This window comes from Streptomyces sp. NPDC089919 (assembly GCF_040684615.1).
Lineage (GTDB): Bacteria > Actinomycetota > Actinomycetes > Streptomycetales > Streptomycetaceae > Streptomyces.
Genome location: NZ_JBFBGK010000018.1, coordinates 1 through 15,622, shown reverse-complemented (window position 1 = coordinate 15,622; position 15,622 = coordinate 1). Strand labels below are relative to the sequence as shown.

15 protein-coding genes and 1 pseudogene are annotated in these 15,622 nt (G+C 73.7%); 9 read left to right on the top strand and 7 right to left on the bottom strand.

Annotation, left to right across the window (positions count from 1 at the left end; all coding sequences use genetic code 11):
* The first annotated feature begins 57 nt into the window (after nt 1-57).
* Nucleotides 58-1,404 carry a homogentisate 1,2-dioxygenase gene (gene hmgA, locus AB0O40_RS10585; protein ID WP_365037986.1) on the top strand — a complete coding sequence of 449 codons (1,347 nt, stop codon included), beginning with the start codon at nt 58-60 and terminating at the stop codon, nt 1,402-1,404.
* A gap of 39 nt (nt 1,405-1,443) precedes the next feature.
* The gene (locus AB0O40_RS10580; RefSeq protein ID WP_365037983.1) at nt 1,444-2,193 is read left to right on the top strand and encodes a GntR family transcriptional regulator; all 750 of its coding nucleotides are present in this window, start codon (nt 1,444-1,446) and stop codon (nt 2,191-2,193) included.
* Between the two features lie 42 nt (nt 2,194-2,235).
* On the opposite strand, the gene AB0O40_RS10575 is transcribed toward AB0O40_RS10580, so the two are convergent.
* Nucleotides 2,236-2,403 (bottom strand): hypothetical protein, encoded by a 168-nt coding sequence (locus tag AB0O40_RS10575; protein ID WP_365037980.1) that lies wholly within the window; start codon nt 2,401-2,403, stop codon nt 2,236-2,238.
* 100 nt (nt 2,404-2,503) lie between these two features.
* Between AB0O40_RS10575 and AB0O40_RS10570 the strand changes: the two genes are divergently transcribed.
* Together AB0O40_RS10570 and AB0O40_RS10565 are read left to right on the top strand one after the other, a co-directional pair.
* Nucleotides 2,504-3,718, top strand: a complete 1,215-nt coding sequence (locus AB0O40_RS10570; RefSeq protein WP_365037977.1) for a type ISP restriction/modification enzyme — start codon at nt 2,504-2,506, stop codon at nt 3,716-3,718.
* An 84-nt stretch (nt 3,719-3,802) separates the two neighbouring features.
* Entirely contained in the window at nt 3,803-4,999 is a 1,197-nt protein-coding gene (locus AB0O40_RS10565) for a CaiB/BaiF CoA-transferase family protein (RefSeq protein WP_365037974.1), read from the top strand.
* 68 nt (nt 5,000-5,067) lie between these two features.
* Here the strand turns inward: AB0O40_RS10565 and AB0O40_RS10560 are convergent, their stop codons facing one another.
* Complete coding sequence (locus tag AB0O40_RS10560; RefSeq protein ID WP_365037971.1) at nt 5,068-5,331, bottom strand: hypothetical protein; 264 nt, start codon at nt 5,329-5,331, stop codon at nt 5,068-5,070.
* A 275-nt stretch (nt 5,332-5,606) separates the two neighbouring features.
* On the opposite strand from AB0O40_RS10560, the pseudogene AB0O40_RS10555 reads away from it, so the two are divergent.
* Nucleotides 5,607-6,656 (top strand): annotated as a pseudogene (locus tag AB0O40_RS10555) (serine/threonine-protein kinase); the annotation flags it as partial.
* Between the two features lie 111 nt (nt 6,657-6,767).
* Here the strand turns inward: AB0O40_RS10555 and AB0O40_RS10550 are convergent.
* Nucleotides 6,768-7,577 carry an SGNH/GDSL hydrolase family protein gene (locus AB0O40_RS10550; protein WP_365037969.1) on the bottom strand — a complete coding sequence of 270 codons (810 nt, stop codon included), beginning with the start codon at nt 7,575-7,577 and terminating at the stop codon, nt 6,768-6,770.
* 197 nt (nt 7,578-7,774) lie between these two features.
* On the opposite strand from AB0O40_RS10550, the gene AB0O40_RS10545 reads away from it, so the two are divergent.
* Complete coding sequence (locus AB0O40_RS10545) at nt 7,775-8,878, top strand: DUF5925 domain-containing protein (protein WP_365037966.1); 1,104 nt, start codon at nt 7,775-7,777, stop codon at nt 8,876-8,878.
* A 41-nt stretch (nt 8,879-8,919) separates the two neighbouring features.
* Here AB0O40_RS10545 and AB0O40_RS10540 read toward each other — a convergent pair whose 3' ends face one another.
* Nucleotides 8,920-9,297, bottom strand: a complete 378-nt coding sequence (locus AB0O40_RS10540; RefSeq protein ID WP_365037963.1) for a GntR family transcriptional regulator — start codon at nt 9,295-9,297, stop codon at nt 8,920-8,922.
* Between the two features lie 104 nt (nt 9,298-9,401).
* Here AB0O40_RS10540 and AB0O40_RS10535 point away from each other — a divergent pair, with 104 nt between their 5' ends.
* Together AB0O40_RS10535 and AB0O40_RS10530 are read left to right on the top strand one after the other, a co-directional pair.
* Nucleotides 9,402-10,370 carry a GNAT family N-acetyltransferase gene (locus tag AB0O40_RS10535; protein WP_365037960.1) on the top strand — a complete coding sequence of 323 codons (969 nt, stop codon included), beginning with the start codon at nt 9,402-9,404 and terminating at the stop codon, nt 10,368-10,370.
* Nucleotides 10,367-10,843 (top strand): DUF402 domain-containing protein, encoded by a 477-nt coding sequence (locus AB0O40_RS10530; RefSeq protein WP_365037957.1) that lies wholly within the window; start codon nt 10,367-10,369, stop codon nt 10,841-10,843. Before AB0O40_RS10535 ends, AB0O40_RS10530 begins: the two co-directional genes overlap by 4 nt.
* Nucleotides 10,844-10,912: 69 nt before the next feature.
* Here AB0O40_RS10530 and AB0O40_RS10525 read toward each other — a convergent pair whose 3' ends face one another.
* Entirely contained in the window at nt 10,913-11,383 is a 471-nt protein-coding gene (locus tag AB0O40_RS10525) for a GNAT family N-acetyltransferase (protein WP_365037954.1), read from the bottom strand.
* A 157-nt stretch (nt 11,384-11,540) separates the two neighbouring features.
* On the opposite strand from AB0O40_RS10525, the gene AB0O40_RS10520 reads away from it, so the two are divergent.
* On the top strand, nt 11,541-12,662 hold the full coding sequence (locus AB0O40_RS10520) for a lytic polysaccharide monooxygenase (protein WP_365037951.1): 1,122 nt from the start codon (nt 11,541-11,543) through the stop codon (nt 12,660-12,662).
* Between the two features lie 10 nt (nt 12,663-12,672).
* Here AB0O40_RS10520 and AB0O40_RS10515 read toward each other — a convergent pair whose 3' ends face one another.
* Both AB0O40_RS10515 and AB0O40_RS10510 read right to left on the bottom strand, forming a co-directional pair.
* Nucleotides 12,673-13,530, bottom strand: coding sequence for an alpha/beta fold hydrolase (locus AB0O40_RS10515; protein WP_365037948.1), 858 nt, complete (start codon nt 13,528-13,530; stop codon nt 12,673-12,675).
* A 198-nt stretch (nt 13,531-13,728) separates the two neighbouring features.
* Nucleotides 13,729-14,895, bottom strand: a complete 1,167-nt coding sequence (locus AB0O40_RS10510) for an acyltransferase (RefSeq protein WP_365037945.1) — start codon at nt 14,893-14,895, stop codon at nt 13,729-13,731.
* Nucleotides 14,896-15,622 lie beyond the last annotated feature (727 nt).

Sequence of the window (15,622 nt, the reverse complement as noted above, 5' to 3'; positions counted from 1 at the left end):
GGGGCGGGAATCCTACTGTCGACCATAGGATTCCTTCGAGAGAGCGGGAGCGGGCACATGGGCGCGGGCAGCGAGCAGGCCAGGAAGGTCGCGGAGGGCCTGGAGTACCACTCCGGCTTCGGGAACGAGCACAGCTCGGAGGCCGTCCCCGGCGCCCTGCCGATCGGCCGGAACTCCCCCCAGCGGGCCCCGCTCGGCCTGTACGCGGAGCAGCTCAGCGGCAGCGCCTTCACCGAACCGCGGGCGCACAACCGCCGCTCGTGGCTCTACCGGATCCGCCCCTCCGCCGCCCACCCGCCGTTCACCCGGATCGACAACGGCCCGTTGCGCACGGCCCCCTTCACCGAGTCGGTGCCGGACCCCAACCGGCTCCGCTGGAACCCGCTGCCGGAGCCGGCCCCCGGCACCGACTTCCTCGCCGGCCTGTGGACCCTGGGCGGGAACGGCGACGCCGCCCAGCGCAGCGGCATGGCCATCCACCTCTACGCCGCCAACGCCTCGATGACGGACCGGGTGTTCAGCGACTCCGACGGCGAGCTGCTGATCGTCCCCGAGCGCGGCGGGCTGCTGCTGCGCACCGAGTTCGGCCTGCTGCGCGTCGAGCCCGGCCATGTCGCACTGATCCCGCGCGGGGTGCGCTTCCGCGTCGAGCTGCTGGACACCGCGTCCGACGGCGGGCAGAGCCCGACCGCCCGCGGGTACGTCTGCGAGAACTACGGCATGCCCTTCGAGCTGCCGGAGCTGGGCCCGATCGGCGCCAACGGCCTGGCCAACGCCCGCGACTTCCTCGCGCCGGTGGCGGCGTACGAGGACGTGGAGGGCCCGGTGGAGGTGGTCAACAAGTTCTGCGGGAACCTGTGGGCCGCGACCTACGACCACTCCCCCCTCGACGTGGTCGCCTGGCACGGCACGCACGTCCCGTACGTCTACGACCTGCACCGCTTCAACGTCATCGGCACGATCAGCTACGACCACCCGGACCCGTCGGTCTTCACGGTGCTGACCTCGCCCTCGGACACCCCGGGGCTGGCCGGCGTCGACTTCGTGGTCTTCGCGCCGCGCTGGCTGGTGGGCGAGGACACCTTCCGCCCGCCCTACTTCCACCGCAACGTCATGAGCGAGTACATGGGCCTGATCGAGGGCGCGTACGACGCGAAGGCGGAGGGCTTCGTCCCGGGCGGCGGCTCCCTGCACAACATGATGTCCGCGCACGGCCCCGACCGGGAGACCTTCGACCGGGCCAGCGCCGCCGAGCTCAGGCCGCAGAAGATCGACGACGGCCTGGCGTTCATGTTCGAGACCCGCTGGCCGATCACCGCCACGGGCCAGGCCGCGGCCGCGGACCACCTGCAGCGCGGTTACGACGACGTATGGCAGGGTCTGGAGCGCCACTTCCGGCCGTAACATGCCCGCACGTCGCCCCGCCCGTACGGAGATCCCCGCGTGACCGCCTTCGCCCCCGACTCCCTGGTCCTGAACCGGAAGCTGCCCCTCTGGTACCAGGTCTCGCAGTCCCTGCGCGCGTCGATACTGGGGCGCACCCCGGACGCGTCGCTGCGGCTGCCCACCGAGGAGCAGCTGGCGGAGCACTACGGCGTGAGCGTGCTGACCATGCGGCAGGCGCTCAAGGAGCTGGAGACCGAGGGCCTGATCAGCCGGCACCGGCGGCGCGGGACCTTCATCGAACCGGGGGCGCAGCGCGGGGCGCCGGTCCGGCTGCTGGGCTCGGTCGACGCGATCGTGGCCCAGCAGTCGGGCGAGCGGACCACCGTCCTCGGGCACGGCGCGGGGCCGGTGCCCGGGGAGCTGGCGGAGTTCTTCGGGGACGCCCCCGAGGTGGTCACCTACCGGCGGCTGCGCTACGACGGGGACAGCGGCGAGCCCACGAACTGGGCCGAGAACGCCGTCCGTCCCGAGCTCGCGGCCCGGATCGACGTGGCCGACCTGGAGCGCTGGCCGATGACGAAGGTGCTGCGGGACGTGGTCGGGGTGAAGATCAGCCGGATCACGGACACGGTCGAGGCGCGACTGGCGGACCCGGTGACGGCCGAGCTGCTGGACGTGCCGCTGCTCAGCCCGATCCTGCACTACACCGGGGTCACCTACGACGCGGACGGCCGGGTCGTGGACGTGGCGCGGATCCGCTACCGCGGGGACCGGTTCTCCTTCACGGTCACCGTCGACGCGCACTGAGGCGCGGGCCGGCGCGCGCTCGCCGCCCGCCCGGTCCCGGCGCTACTTCTTCTCGTCCTCGTCGCGGCCGCGTTCGCCCTCTGCCTGGGAGGGGGTGGTGCGCATGGTCATGGGGTGCCGGCTCTGCTCGCGCTGGGCCTCGTCCATGTCGTCGTCCAGGCGCTCGCCCTCGGCCTGGGACGGGGTGCTGTACTCGTCGTACTGGCTCATGCCGACCTCCTCGATCCGTGCATGCAGTACATCTCCGTACATAAGGAGCGTAGCGCCTGTCCTCCGCGGGCGGGCGGGGCGGATCGTTAGGCTGCCGCCCGTGAGCGATACGCCGCTGGGCTCCGACGCGCCCCTGCTCGACGACCTGCTGCCGTGGTCGGTGCCGCCGATGCGGCTGGGCCGGTCCTGGGTGGTGGCGCCCGATCCGCGTACGCTGCGCGCCCGCTGGGCCGCGCTGGTGCGGGCCGAGGGTGCGGAGCGCGAGGAGCTGTTCCGCCCGAGCCGGGCCCGCGGGGTGCGGACCGGGGTGAGCGCGCTGCCGGGGCAGGCCACCGGCACGGTCCGGCTGGCCCGGGAGGCGGGGCCCTGCCCGGAGCCGGTCCGGGTGCTGCACGAGCCCTTCGACGAGCAGTGGCTGCTGCCGGACCACCGGCTGATCGACTCGGCCCGGCCCGAGCTGTGGCGGATCGCCGACGACCGGCAGCTGTTCCTCCTGGAGCCCGGGTCCGTGCCCGGGGCCGGCGGGCCGGCGCTGCTGGCCTCGGCGCTGCTGCCGGAGGGCCGCTCGCCGGCCGGGCGGCCGGGCCGGATCCGGCCGCTGTACCGGCGTCCCGGGGGCGCGGAGCCGAATCTGGCGCCGGGCCTGGCGGCCTGGCTGGCCGACCGGTACGGGTGCCCGGTCGGCCCCGAGGACGTGCTGTGCTGGGCGCTGGCGGCGGCCCGCCCGGGGCCGGCCGGGGCCGTCGTGCCGCTGCCGGCCGACGCTGCGTGCTGGCGGGCCGGGACCGGGCTCGGCCGCCGGCTGCTCGCCCTCCACCTGCGCGGCGCCCGGGGCGAGCCGGCCCCGCGGCTGCCGGGCGGCCGGCGGCCGTACGTCCGTACCGCCCTGCCGGCGCATCCGGCGGGGCTGGGGTACGACCCGGAGGGTGCGGCGCTCTCGGTGGGCAGCGGCCAGATCTCCCCGGTCCCGGCCGGGGCCTGGGAGTTCGAGGTGTCCGGGGTCCGGGTGCTGGAGCGGTGGTTCGAGCTGCGCACCGCGCACCGGGACGCCACCGGGCTGGAGGCGCTGGGCCCGGCGTCCTGGCCGCAGGAGTGGACCTCGGAGCTGCTGGCGCTGCTGACCACCCTCGCCCTGCTCGCCGAACTGGCCCCGGAACAGGAGGCCTTGGCCCGTTCCCTGGCTGCCGCGACCGGCCCCGGCGCCGGCGCCCTGCGCGCGTCCGGCGTGCTGCCGCCCCCGCCGGCCGCCCGCCGGCCCGCCTCGGTCCTCGACCACCTCGAAGAGGGCCCGGACGGCCAGTTCGCCCTCTTGTGAGCGGGCCCGAGTCGCCTTCGAGTGATCTTCGACCCGTCCCCGAGGGGGTGACAGGGCGGGCCCCGAGCCGGTAGGGGTGCTGTCATGAGCATCGATCCCCTCCCCCTCGACGGCATCACCGTCATCGCCGTCGAGCAAGCCGTCTCGGCCCCCTTCGCCACCCGGCAGCTCGCCGACCTCGGCGCCCGGGTGATCAAGGTCGAGCGCCCCGACGGCGGCGATTTCGCCCGCGGCTACGACACCACCGCCAAGGGCCTGGCCTCGCACTTCGTGTGGGCCAACCGCGGCAAGGAGTCGATCGCCCTCGACCTGAAGGAGCCGCGCGGCCGGGAGGTGCTGGAGCGGCTGCTGGCCGACGCGGACGTCTTCGTGCAGAACCTCGCCCAGGGGGCCGCGGCCCGGCTCGGGCTGGACGCCGCCGCGCTCTGCGCCCGGTATCCGCGACTGGTCGCCGTCGACATCTCCGGGTACGGCCCCGAGGGCCCGTACGCGCACAAGCGGGCCTACGACATGCTGGTCCAGTGCGAGGCCGGGCTGGTCTCGGTGACCGGCACCCCCGAGCAGCCGGTCAAGGCCGGGATCCCGGCCGCCGACATCGCGGCGGCCATGTACGCCTTCTCGGGCGTGCTCGCGGCCCTGCTGCGGCGGGGGGTCACCGGCCGCGGCGGGCCGGTGGAGGTCTCGATGCTGGACGCGCTGGCCGAGTGGATGGGGCACCCGCTGCACCACACGATGCACGGTGGCCAGCAGCCCGGACGGACCGGGCTCGCGCACGCCGTGATCGCCCCCTACGACGCCTTCCGCACCGCCGACGGCGGGCGCGTGCTGCTCTCCGTACAGAACGACCGGGAGTGGCGGCGGCTGGCCGGACAGGTGCTGGAGCGGCCGGAGTTGGCGGCGGATCCGCAGTTCGCGACCAATGCCGCGCGCACCGCGCACCGGGCGGAGACGGACGGGGTGGTGGGCCGTGCGCTGGCCGCGCTGGACGCGGACGAGGCGCTGCGGCGGCTGGAGGCCGCCGGGATCGCCTGCGCACGGCTGAACTCGGTGCCGGAGCTGGCCGAGCACCCCCAGCTGGCGGCCCGGGACCGCTGGCGGGAGGTGGACTCCCCGGCCGGACCGCTGCGCGCCCTGCTGCCGCCGATCGGCCTGCCGGGCGGCCCCGAGGCGCGCATGGGTGCGGTCCCGGCGCTCGGCGAGCACACCGATGCCCTGCTGCGCGCCCTGGGGATGTCGGACGCGCAGGTCACGGCCTTGCGCCGGGACGGTGTGATCGCCTGAGGGTCGTTACCGGGGAGCGGGTGCTGGGGGTGCCTCCCCGCGGTGGCCGGGGGAGCGCGCGGACCGGGTCAGCGGCGGCTGCCGAAGAGCGAACGGCGCAGCCGGCGCAGCGGCGCGAAGAGCGCCACGCGCGCACTCCGGCTCCGGGCGTGCCCCCGGTCGCGGGACGTCAGCTCGCGCATCAGCAGGGTCGCCTCGGCGGCCTCGCGCTGCGGGATGGCGGGGCCACCCAGCACGGCGAGGTGACGGTCGAGGCGCGTGCTGGTCGCCTTGCTGCCGCACGTGATGGCAGGCACGCGTGGCGGCCTGCTGCGCATTGCTATCTGTTCCATGTCTCTCCCCACCCGTACGAGGGCACCCGGCCCGGGCAGGTTAACCCTATCGCCCTCGCATCGCAGTGCGGTATCCCGGGAGGGGTGATTGACCACGCACTAACCGGGATTGACGGTCACTCACCGAAATCGACCGTTACGCTCCGAGTACGTGACCCCCTCGCGGCTAATTCAGGGCGCTCCGGCGGGAGTTGTCCCGCCGGGGGGCTGGCATGTCCGGACCGCTCGACTAACGTGGAGTAGTCGCCCGGTTGCGGCGCGGACAGGGGGCCGGCGTGAGCGGAGAGAGCGGCAACGAGCGCGTGGTCGCGGGCCGGTACCGGCTACTGGGACCGGTGGGCCGGGGCGGTATGGGCGTCGTCTGGCAGGCCCGGGACGAGCTGCTGGACCGGGACGTGGCCGTCAAGGAGGTGCGGGCGCCGGCCGGGCTGGACCAGGCCGAGGTCCGGCGGCTGTACGCCCGGCTGGAGCGGGAGGCGCGGGCCGCGTCCCGGATCTCCCACCGCGGGGTGGTGACGGTGTACGACGTGGCCGCCGAGGAGGGCCGGCCGTGGATCGTGATGGAGCTGGTCCGCGGGCTGTCGCTGGCGGAGGTGCTGGAGGCGGAGGGGCCGCTGCCGCCGCACCGGGCCGCGCACATCGGCGAGCAGGTGCTGTCCGCGCTGCGCTCGGCGCACGAGGCGGGCGTCCTGCACCGGGACGTGAAGCCGGGCAACGTCCTGATCGCGAACGACGGCCGGGTGGTGCTGAGCGACTTCGGGATCGCACGGCTGGCCGGCAGCGCGGCCATCACCATGCCGGGCGAGGTGGTGGGCTCCCCCGAATACCTGGCGCCCGAGCGGGCCCTGGGCCGGGATCCGGGGCCCGAGTCGGACCTCTGGTCGCTGGGCGTGCTGCTGTACGCGGCGGTGGAGGGCGGTCTGCCGTTCCGGCGGCACACCCCGGTGGAGACGCTGCGGGCGGTGGCGGTGGAGCCGCCCGCGCCGACCCGGCGGGCCGGGGAACTGGCGCCGGTGATCGAGGGGCTGCTGCGCAAGGACCCGGCCGAGCGGCTGCCGGCGGCCGAGGCGGCCCGGATGCTGCGGATCGTGGGCGCGGGCGGTTCGGTACGGGCGCCCGGCGGGCCGGTCGCGGCTCCGGAGGGGCCGGTGCGCGGCGCGGCCGGGGAGGCGCCCCGCGGCGGGTCCGGGGCGACGGGTTCGTTCGGTCCGCCCCCGGGGGCCGGTCCGGCCGATCCCGACGGGGCCCCCTCGCACGCCGGGCTGGTCCTCACCCTGGGGGTGCTGGCCCTGCTGGTGGCCCTGGCCGCCCTGGGGTGGGCGTTGTTCTGAGGCGCCCGCGCCGAGGCCGGCGTACGGACGGGAACGGACAGGGAGGCCCCGGCGGTGCCGGGGCCTCCCTGGGTCACCGGGCCTGGCGGCCCCGGTGCGTCCCGGTCAGGCCGCCGAGCTGAACGGCGGGAGGTAGCCGCCGGACTGCCCGGAGGCGGTGGGGTGGTACGACTCGCCGATGTCGAGCCAGTTGACGCTGTGCAGCCAGGCGCTGCTGGAGCAGATCTCGTGCCCGGTGAACGCCCCGACCACCCCGGCGTAGGTGAAGCCGTGGTCGGCGGCCCGCTTGGCGGTCGCGGCGTTCAGGTAGTCGGAGGCGCTGTTGATGGCGGCGCGCTCGGTCTCCGAGAGACCGGTCACGCAGCTTCCGGAGAGCTTGTAGAAGCGCGGGTAGCCGAGCACCACCACGTGCGCGGCCGGCGCCCGGGACCTGATGGCGTCGTAGACCCGGTCGAGGTTGCCGGGCAGGGTGCTGTCGACGTACGCCTTCGCCTGGTTGATCCGGCTCAGGCAGGTGGACTCGGACTGCAGGACGCAGGTGGTCATCACGTCGGCGAAGCCGGCGTCGTTCCCGCCGATGGTGATGCTCACCAGGTCCGTGCCGGAGTTCAGCGGCCCGAGCTGACCGGAGACCACATCACCCGTACGAGCGCCCGAGCAGGCGGTGAAGGCGAACGACGAGGGTGAATGCGCGGCGGCCCAGAGCTTCGGATAGGCCTTCGTACTGCGTTTGCAGCTGCCGCTCGCGCTGTCGTAGCTGCCGGCGCCGACACCGGACGAATACGAGTCACCGAGCGCCACGTAGTCGGTGGCGGCGGCCTGTGGGGCGGCGGACGACGGGGCCGCGCCGATGAGCGCGGCGGCCGCGGCGAGCAGCAACGAGGATGTGAGCGCCGCGAGTCGGGGCAGTTTCATGGACCCTCCCTTAGCAGGAATTCGGCCTCTTCCGTGGTAGCGCCGGAGCCGCCCCTCTGGAAGTGTCCATGCCAAGAATGTTGCGCGAAGGCCCCGCTCCGAACCTTCACCGCTCCGTGGTTTGACCCTGCTCCAGGAGCGTGCGAAACGGTGAAACACGGGTGCGCAAGTGCACTTCGTGCCGGATCATGAGGCCCATGTCACAGACCCCGGGCGACCCGCGGCACGCCCTGCCGATCCGGCTCAACGTGGACGACAGCGACTCGCCCGCGGACGTGGTCGACGCGCTCTTCCTGGGGCGCTTCGCCAACGGCGAGCAGCCGTACTCGCACAGCACCAGCATCGAGCGGGTCAAACCGGGCGCCACCCTGCTGCCGCCGGCCGCCGAAGTCGTGCGCGCGGCCCGGGACTCCGACCGCAGCGCGACCCTCGCGCAGGGCGAGGGGTGGACCCTGCTGGTCTCCCGCTGGAGCCGGGGCGCCGACGTGACCGTGACGGCCGTCAGCGACGAACTCGCCGAGAAGGTGCTGCGCGAGGCCGTGGACGGCGCCCAGGACGAGCCGGAACCGCAGCCGGAGAACGTCACGATGGGGTTCTGGTACGTCTCCCCGCGGCGCGGCCCGCACCGGACGACCCGCCAGATCGCCGCGGGCACCTGGGCGGAAGTCCGGCCCAACTACACCGCGCCGGTGGCCGAGGCGATGGACCGGCTGATGAAGACCACCCCGGACGACATCGCGGGCCGGCTGCTGCTGCTGCACGGCCCGCCGGGCACGGGCAAGACCTCCGCACTGCGCACCCTCGCCCGCTCCTGGCGGGACTGGTGCCAGGTCGACTGCGTCCTCGACCCGGAGCGGCTCTTCAACGACGTCGGCTACCTGATGGACATCGCCATCGGCGAGGACGAGGGCACCGCCAAGGGGCGCTGGCGGCTGCTGCTCCTCGAGGACTGCGACGAGCTGATCCGGGGCGAGGCCCGGCACACCGCGGGCCAGGCGCTGTCCCGGCTGCTGAACCTCACCGACGGGCTGCTGGGCCAGGGGCGCAACGTCCTCGTCGGGGTCACCACCAACGAGGACCTGGAGCGGCTGCACCCGGCGGTGGTCCGGCCCGGCCGCTGCCTGGCGCGCATCGAGGTGGGCCGGCTCACCCACCGGGAGTCGGTGGAGTGGCTGGGCACCGAGGAGGGCGTCTCCCGCGAGGGCGCCACGCTCGCCGAGCTGTTCGCCCTGCGCCGCGGCTCCGGACCGGCCTCGGTCCCCGCCCAGCACGACGGCGCGGACGCCGGCCTCTACCTCTGAGCGGCCGCCGGGCGCCGGGGGGTACGGCCGGCCCCCCGCGGTCAGTACGCGGCGCGCAGGGCGTCCTGGACCAGCGCCAGCGCGGCGTCCCGGCCGAGCCCGAGCCGCCGGACGCGGTCGGCGTAGGCCTGGGCCGCGGCGGCGGCCTCCCGCTCGGCGGCCTCGCCCGCAGCGGCGACGAAGGTGCCGTTGCGGCCGCGGGTCTCGATCACCCCGTCGGCCTCCAGCGCCTTGTAGGCCTTGGCGACCGTGTTGGCGGCGAGCCCCAGCTCCTCCGCGAGACCCCGTACGGTCGGCAGCTTGAAGCCCACCGGCAGCCGGCCGGTGCGCGCCTGGCCGGCGATCTGGGCGCGCAGTTGCTCGTACGGGGCGGTCGCCGCGGCGGGGTCGACGGCAATCTTCAAGATCTTCGAGGTCACGCCGCGATTGTGCCCCACCGCCGGTCCGCGGCGCGGGAGAAGCCGGTGCGGACCGCGGGAAAATGGGAGGCGCGGCCGTCGTGGCCGGACGTAACGTCGCCGGTGTGAGCCTCATCATCCGTGACCTCCGCGCCGGTGACCGGGCGGACGCCGAGGCCGTCGCCGCGACCCGGCGGGCGGCCCTCCCGTACATGATCAACACCGCCGAGGCGGTGGCCTTCGCGGTGACCTGCGCCAACCCGGCCGCCGGGTACCGCGTCCTGGTCGCCGAGGAGGACGGCGAGGTCGTCGGCACCGCCGAGGCCTCCCTCGCGTACGACAGCCCGGAGCCGGGCCAGTCCTCGGTGAACCCGTTCGTCCGGCCGGAGTGCCGGGGCCGCGGCGCCGGCACCGCCCTGCTGCGGGCCGGCGAGGAGTACCTGGCGGCGGCCGGTGCCACGGCGGTCTACTCCTGGGTCCTGGACGAGCCGGCGAACCGGGCCTTCGCCGCCGCCCGGGGCTACGCGCCCAGCCGGTCCGCGCACTTCCTGAGCCGGGACCTGGTCCGGGAGCCGCTGCCGCCGCTGACCGCTCCCCCGGCCGGGGTCGAGCTGCTGCCGGCCAGCGCCTTCGCGTCCGACCCCCGGCCGCTCTTCGAGGCGGACGCCGCCGTCACCGCCGATGAACCGGGCGACGTGCCGGTCCAGCTGACGGACTACCAGGACTGGCTGCGGACCGTCTGGGGCGATCCGACCCTGGACCGGGAGCTCACCATGACCGCCGTGGTCGACGGCCGGGTGGCGGCCTTCAGCGCGGCCCGCACGGACGGGGCCGGCCGCTACGGCTCGGCCATGACCGGGACCCTGCGCGAGCACCGCGGCACGGGGCTCGCCCGGCTGGTCAAGAACGCCTCGCTGCACCGGGCCCGGGCGGCGGGCTGCCGGGAGGCCTTCACCGGCAACGACGCGGCCAACGGCCCGATGCTCGCGGTCAACCGCTGGTTCGGCTACCGGATCTGCGCCACCGAGACCCGCCACGTCAAGCGGCTGGCGACCACCGTACGCACCACCGAGGACACCGGAGAGAGCGCGTGAGTTCGCTGGACATCGCCCTGGTCAAGGCCGGCCGGGTCAAGCTCCGCTACCCCGCCGAGCTGATCGCCGACGACGGGCTCCGGGTCACCGTCCGCGCCCCCTGGGCGGCGCCGGGCGCCCGGGACTTCGGCTTCGTCCGCTTCGAGCCGGGCGACGTCTTCACCGAGCACTTCTGGCGCGACCGCTGGTACGCCGTCAAGGAGGTGCGCACCGGTGCGGGCGAGCTCAAGGGCTGGTACTGCGACATCACCCGGCCCGCGGTGGTGCGGGACGGGGAGATCGTCTCGGAGGACCTGGACCTCGACCTGTGGGTCTCGGCCGACGCCTCCGCCGTACTGCGGCTGGACGAGGACGAGTTCGCCGACAGCGGCCTGGCCGAGCGGGACCCGGCGGCCGCGGCCGAGGCGGCCGCGGCCCTGGACGAGCTGGAAGTGCTCGCCCGGCGGGGCCGGTTGACCGAGCTGCTGGACTGACCTCACGGCCTGCGCCGTACGACCTGCACCGCACGATCTGACGCTGCCTCAACATCCTTGTGGCTAGCGTCAGTTCGTCGACAGCCGCTTGCGGTAGTGGAAGCGGTCGTACACCCCGTCGACCCGCCGCTCGGTGAACTCGTAGCCGTAGCGCGGGTAGAGCTCCTGGTTCTCCCACATCAGCGCGTTGGTGTAGAGCCGGATCTCCGGCAGGCCGAGCTGCCGGGCCCGCTCCTCCGCGAAGCGGAGCAGCCGGCGCCCGGCGCCCGTCCCGCGGGCGCCGGGGTGGACGGCGACGCTGTCGAGGAAGAGGTGGTCGCCGCCGGGCACGAGCACCACGACGCCGGACACGGGGGTGCCGGTGACGTGGACGTGCCCGGCGGCGATCTCCGCAGCGTGGTCGGCGTCCATCGGGGCGGGCCGGACCCCGATGCGCGCGATGTAGTGCCGGTAGGCGGCCTCGGTGACCTCGCGGACGGCGTCCGCATCCGCTGCGACGGCCGGCCGGACGGCCTCGTCCCGGTCCTCGGTGGTACTCAACTGATCCCCCTCTTAGTCCTGTCTTAAGTGCATCCTAAAGATCTCTCTCACCCTGCTTAAGCAGGGGTTTCCGGGGATTTCCGGGGCTAGTTTGCTGACCGCGGCGCTGCTTTCGGCGCCGCCCGACGAGCCGCGCCGCCCCAAGGAGATCCTTTCCATGACCGCCCTGCCGACCGTCCGCCGCACCTCCCTCGCCGCAGCCTTCGCCCTGGCCTGCGCCGCCCCGCTGACGCTGGCCGGGCCGGCCGCCGCACACGGCTCGATGACCGACCCGGTCAGCCGGGTGGCGGCCTGTTACGCGGAGGGGCCCGAGGCGCCCAGGTCCGCGGCCTGCAAGGCGGCGGTGCGGGCGAGCGGCACCCAGGCCTTCTACGACTGGAACGCGGTCAACATCGCCAACGCGGCCGGGCAGCACCGGGCGCTGATCCCGGACGGCAAGCTCTGCTCGGCGGGCAACGCGAAGTACCGGGGCCTGGACCTCGCCCGGGCGGACTGGCCGGCCAGTCCGATGAAGGCGGGCGCCCACACCTTCCGGTACAAGGGCACGGCCCCGCACCGGGGTTCCTTCGCGCTCTACATCACCAAGGCCGGCTACGACCCGAAGAAGCCGCTCAAGTGGTCCGACCTGGAGTCCCGGCCGTTCGCCAAGGTCACCGACCCCCGGATGGCGGGCGGCGACTACGTCTTCTCCGGCAAGGTGCCGGCCCGGTCCGGCCGCCACCTCATCTACAGCATCTGGCAGCGCTCGGACAGCCCGGAGGCCTTCTACACCTGCTCGGACGTGGTCTTCAAGAAGACCTCGGGGTCCGGGACCAGCGGCGGTACGACGGGCGGTACGACCGGCGGTGCGAACGCTGGAGGCACGGGCGGGTCCGGCACCACCGGCGGCTCGGGCACCACCGGCGGATCCGGTACCACCGGCGGATCCGGTACCACCGGCGGTACCGGCGGCCGGGACCAGTCCCCCGGGCCGCTCGCCACCCCGCCCACCGACGACCAGATCGAGCGGGGCGCGTACAAGTCCAGCGTCCGGCACACCGGCCACGGCACCTCGGGCGCCGGCGGGACCACCGGTGCCACGACCGGTGGCGCCGGCAACGACCCCGCCCCGAACGGCGGCGCCGCGCCGGTCGCCGCGGACCTGGCCCAGACCGGCGGCAGCGCCGTCACCCCGGTGATCGCGGTGGGCGGCGCCGCCGCCCTGGCCGCGGGTGCGGCGCTGCTGTTCGCGACGGTCCGCCGCCGGGCCTCGACCGGCGGCGGCCGGCACGTCCGCTAGTGGCCGGACCTCAGGAGAAGACCGAGGCGCACGTGGTGGGCGTGGCGTGCGCCGGGTCGAGGGCGTTGGCCGCCTCGTGGAAGGCGATCCGGTCGGTCAGCCCGATCGCCACGTGCTCCGAGAAGTCCAGCGGGCACAGGTCCTGGAGGAGGACGTTGTGGACGTCCGGGCCGTCGAGGAACTGGCTGCGGTAGGGCGTGACCACCTCGTCGTACTGGGTGGAGATCACGGTGTACCTGACGCCCGGGACGGTGTCGCCGCCCGCGTTGAGCTTGTTCTGGAAGGCGGAGCCGGCGATCTGGTCCGCCAGCCCCGGGGTGGCCGCGCTGATCAGCGCCTCGGCCCCAGGGAAGTAGGGCAGGAGCTTGGTGAGCCCCAGCAGCGTGGTCCCGTGGTTGTCGGGGGCGAGCCCGACCAGGGCGTTGACCTTCGCGCCGCCGCCCAGGAACTTCAGGTAGTAGCGCGGCATCATGCCGCCCTGGGAGTGCCCGACCAGGTCCGCCTTGGCCGCGCCGGTGGCGGACAGCACCCGGTCGACGAAGACGTCGAGCTGTCCCGCGGACTTGTCGATCGGCCCCAGGCCGTTGAACAGCGGCACGCCGGGCAGCTGTCCGTAGTCGAGCGAGAAGACGCAGTACCCGCGCTGGACGAGGTACGGCGCGAAGCCGAGCCAGTTGTCGACGGAGTTGCCGAAGGTCCCGTGGACCAGCACCACGGGGCGGGGGTGGGCGGCGGAGGGCTTGCAGGAGTAGTCGTTCCAGCCACTGCTGGGCGCGGCGGCGGCCTGGGCCGCGGTGGGGGTGAGGGCCGCCGCGCCCGCCAGCATCAGGGCGGCCAGGGATCCGAGCAGTCTTCTCCAGGGCAGCATCGGGTGCTCTCCTTGCGGTCAAGGGAAGTGCGATGGGGGATTCGCCCGTGATCCGGATCACAAGGTGAGCTGCACCCGCCAAATTACGGGCGGGTAGCAACCATGTGAAGTTACGCGTCAGTAAAGAAATCCCGTGTCGCAACGGCTCCCCGGAGCCGCCCCCGGCGCGTCACCGCGCCCCGCACCCCGCTCCCGCGGTCAGCCCCGCCGCGGCGCCCTCAGCCGCGCCGGCATCCGGGCGACCAGCCAGCGGTTGGCGGGCTCTTCCACGTACCGGTGCAGCGCCCAGGCCAGCGCGGTGGCGACCAGCCCGAGGCCCAACAGGGAGAAGAGCGCGCCGTTGTTGTCGTGCAGCCGGCCGTACTCGTAGGTGGCCCAGCGGCTGACGGTGTGGTGCACCAGGTAGAAACAGTACGACCAGATGCCCAGGTTGATCAGCGCCTTGCTGTTCATCACCCCGCGGCGGCCGGCGATCTCCCGCTGGACGAACGCCAGCATGATCAGCGCGGCGAGGACGGCGATGGACGGACGCACGGTGGCTTCCAGCTGCTCGTCCCAGTACGGCGACAGCTGCGCCCGCAGCTGGTAGTACGCGTAGACGTACGCCGCCAGGGCCAGCACCGGCACGGCCGGGTGCAGGCGCAGCCGCCACCCGCGCTTGACCGCCAGCGCCAGGGTCATGCCGAGCAGGAACTCGGGCAGGTAGACCAGCGGGTGCCGCATGACCCAGGAGGCCATCTTGTCGCTGAGGTGCGCGAAGGCGAAGTGGTCGACGGCGACCATGGCGAGCAGTCCGGCCGCGGTCAGCACCACCAGCGTGCGGGTGCTCAGCCGGACCAGGCCGCGCGCGGCGAAGGGGAAGAGCGCGTAGAACAGCAGCTCGACGCCGAGGGTCCAGGTCACCGGATTGCCGGGCAGGGTCGGATAGGCGCCCGGGAACCAGTTCTGCACCAGGAAGACCGAGGAGACGATGCTCCCCCAGTCCCGGTGCTCCTTGGCCATCACGTAGAAGACGTAGTAGGCGGGGATGGCGGCGACCAGGGTGGCGGGCCAGATCCGGGCGATCCGGCGCCACCAGAAGGCGCCGGCGCTCTGCTGGGGCTTGTAGACCCAGGTGAGCAGGAAGCCGGAGAGCACGAAGAAGAAGGTGACGCCGTGCGCGCCGATCTGGGAGTACGGGAAGACCAACGGCGCGGCGCCGTAGCCGGTCTTGTGGCCGAAGCCCGTGAAGTGGTGCGTGAAGACCGCGAACGCCGCGAAGAACCGCAGGCTGGTCAGCGAATCGAGCCGGCTGGGGAGTGAGGCTGCACTCGAGGGGCGGCTGGGCCGCTCGGTTATCGATGCCTTCTCAGCCGTCGATGTCATGGTGGGATGCGCCTCACACGTAACGAAGAAGATGAGCGGAGTGCGCGCACCGGAAATCTTCGTCCGGCGGAGGTCCAGGGATTCCAGCGGGAGAAGCATTCCTGCGCGCAGCGGGCCGGGCGCCGCTACTCGGGCATTCATAGTAGTCGGCGCGCCCTCGGATGCCGACGGGGCGACCGGACGCCCGGATGTGACGAATATCCCGTTGCGCAGGGTGTATTCGGGTGCCACGGAGGTGGTATGGGGAACCCGGCGTGGTGCGGATCGGGCAAACCGCCTCAGTCTCGACCAGGGCGGATCGCCACCGGGGCAGTATGACCGCCGGGCGGCGCTGGGGTATCGTGGCCGCCCGGCGGCGTCGACGCTAATGGCGAATGAACACACCGAATTCATGGGGACATGAACGGCGTGGAGAATTCCGGCCTTCTGGTCCAGTCGGCGCCGACTGCCGTTTGCAGCCCTTGTTCACCGTGCAGAGAGAGCCGATCTAGAAATGACGCATGCGCTGGCTCATGGAATGTGTCAGGGAAGTGCCGGGCGCGCCTCGTCGCCTGTTTCCCTTTCCATGGTGACGCACACCGTCGGCGGTCGGATATGAGTCTCGACAAGGCCGTCGGCGCCGGGGACCCCGCGCCTGACGTCTCCGTGGTCGTCATCGTCTACAACGACGCAGAGCGTCTGCCGACGGCGGTCCAGTCCGTCCTGGACCAGACCCTTAACGGGGTCG

What these genes read in the sequence shown, in the direction of transcription:
- AB0O40_RS10545 (WP_365037966.1), top strand. Translation starts at nt 7,775, where the DNA reads ATGTCACAGACCCCGGGCGACCCGCGGCACGCCCTGCCGATCCGGCTC.
- AB0O40_RS10560 (WP_365037971.1), bottom strand. Translation starts at nt 5,331, where the DNA reads ATGGAACAGATAGCAATGCGCAGCAGGCCGCCACGCGTGCCTGCCATC.
- AB0O40_RS10565 (WP_365037974.1), top strand. Translation starts at nt 3,803, where the DNA reads ATGAGCATCGATCCCCTCCCCCTCGACGGCATCACCGTCATCGCCGTC.
- AB0O40_RS10575 (WP_365037980.1), bottom strand. Translation starts at nt 2,403, where the DNA reads ATGAGCCAGTACGACGAGTACAGCACCCCGTCCCAGGCCGAGGGCGAG.
- hmgA (WP_365037986.1), top strand. Translation starts at nt 58, where the DNA reads ATGGGCGCGGGCAGCGAGCAGGCCAGGAAGGTCGCGGAGGGCCTGGAG.
- AB0O40_RS10520 (WP_365037951.1), top strand. Translation starts at nt 11,541, where the DNA reads ATGACCGCCCTGCCGACCGTCCGCCGCACCTCCCTCGCCGCAGCCTTC.
- AB0O40_RS10510 (WP_365037945.1), bottom strand. Translation starts at nt 14,895, where the DNA reads ATGACATCGACGGCTGAGAAGGCATCGATAACCGAGCGGCCCAGCCGC.
- AB0O40_RS10515 (WP_365037948.1), bottom strand. Translation starts at nt 13,530, where the DNA reads ATGCTGCCCTGGAGAAGACTGCTCGGATCCCTGGCCGCCCTGATGCTG.
- AB0O40_RS10550 (WP_365037969.1), bottom strand. Translation starts at nt 7,577, where the DNA reads ATGAAACTGCCCCGACTCGCGGCGCTCACATCCTCGTTGCTGCTCGCC.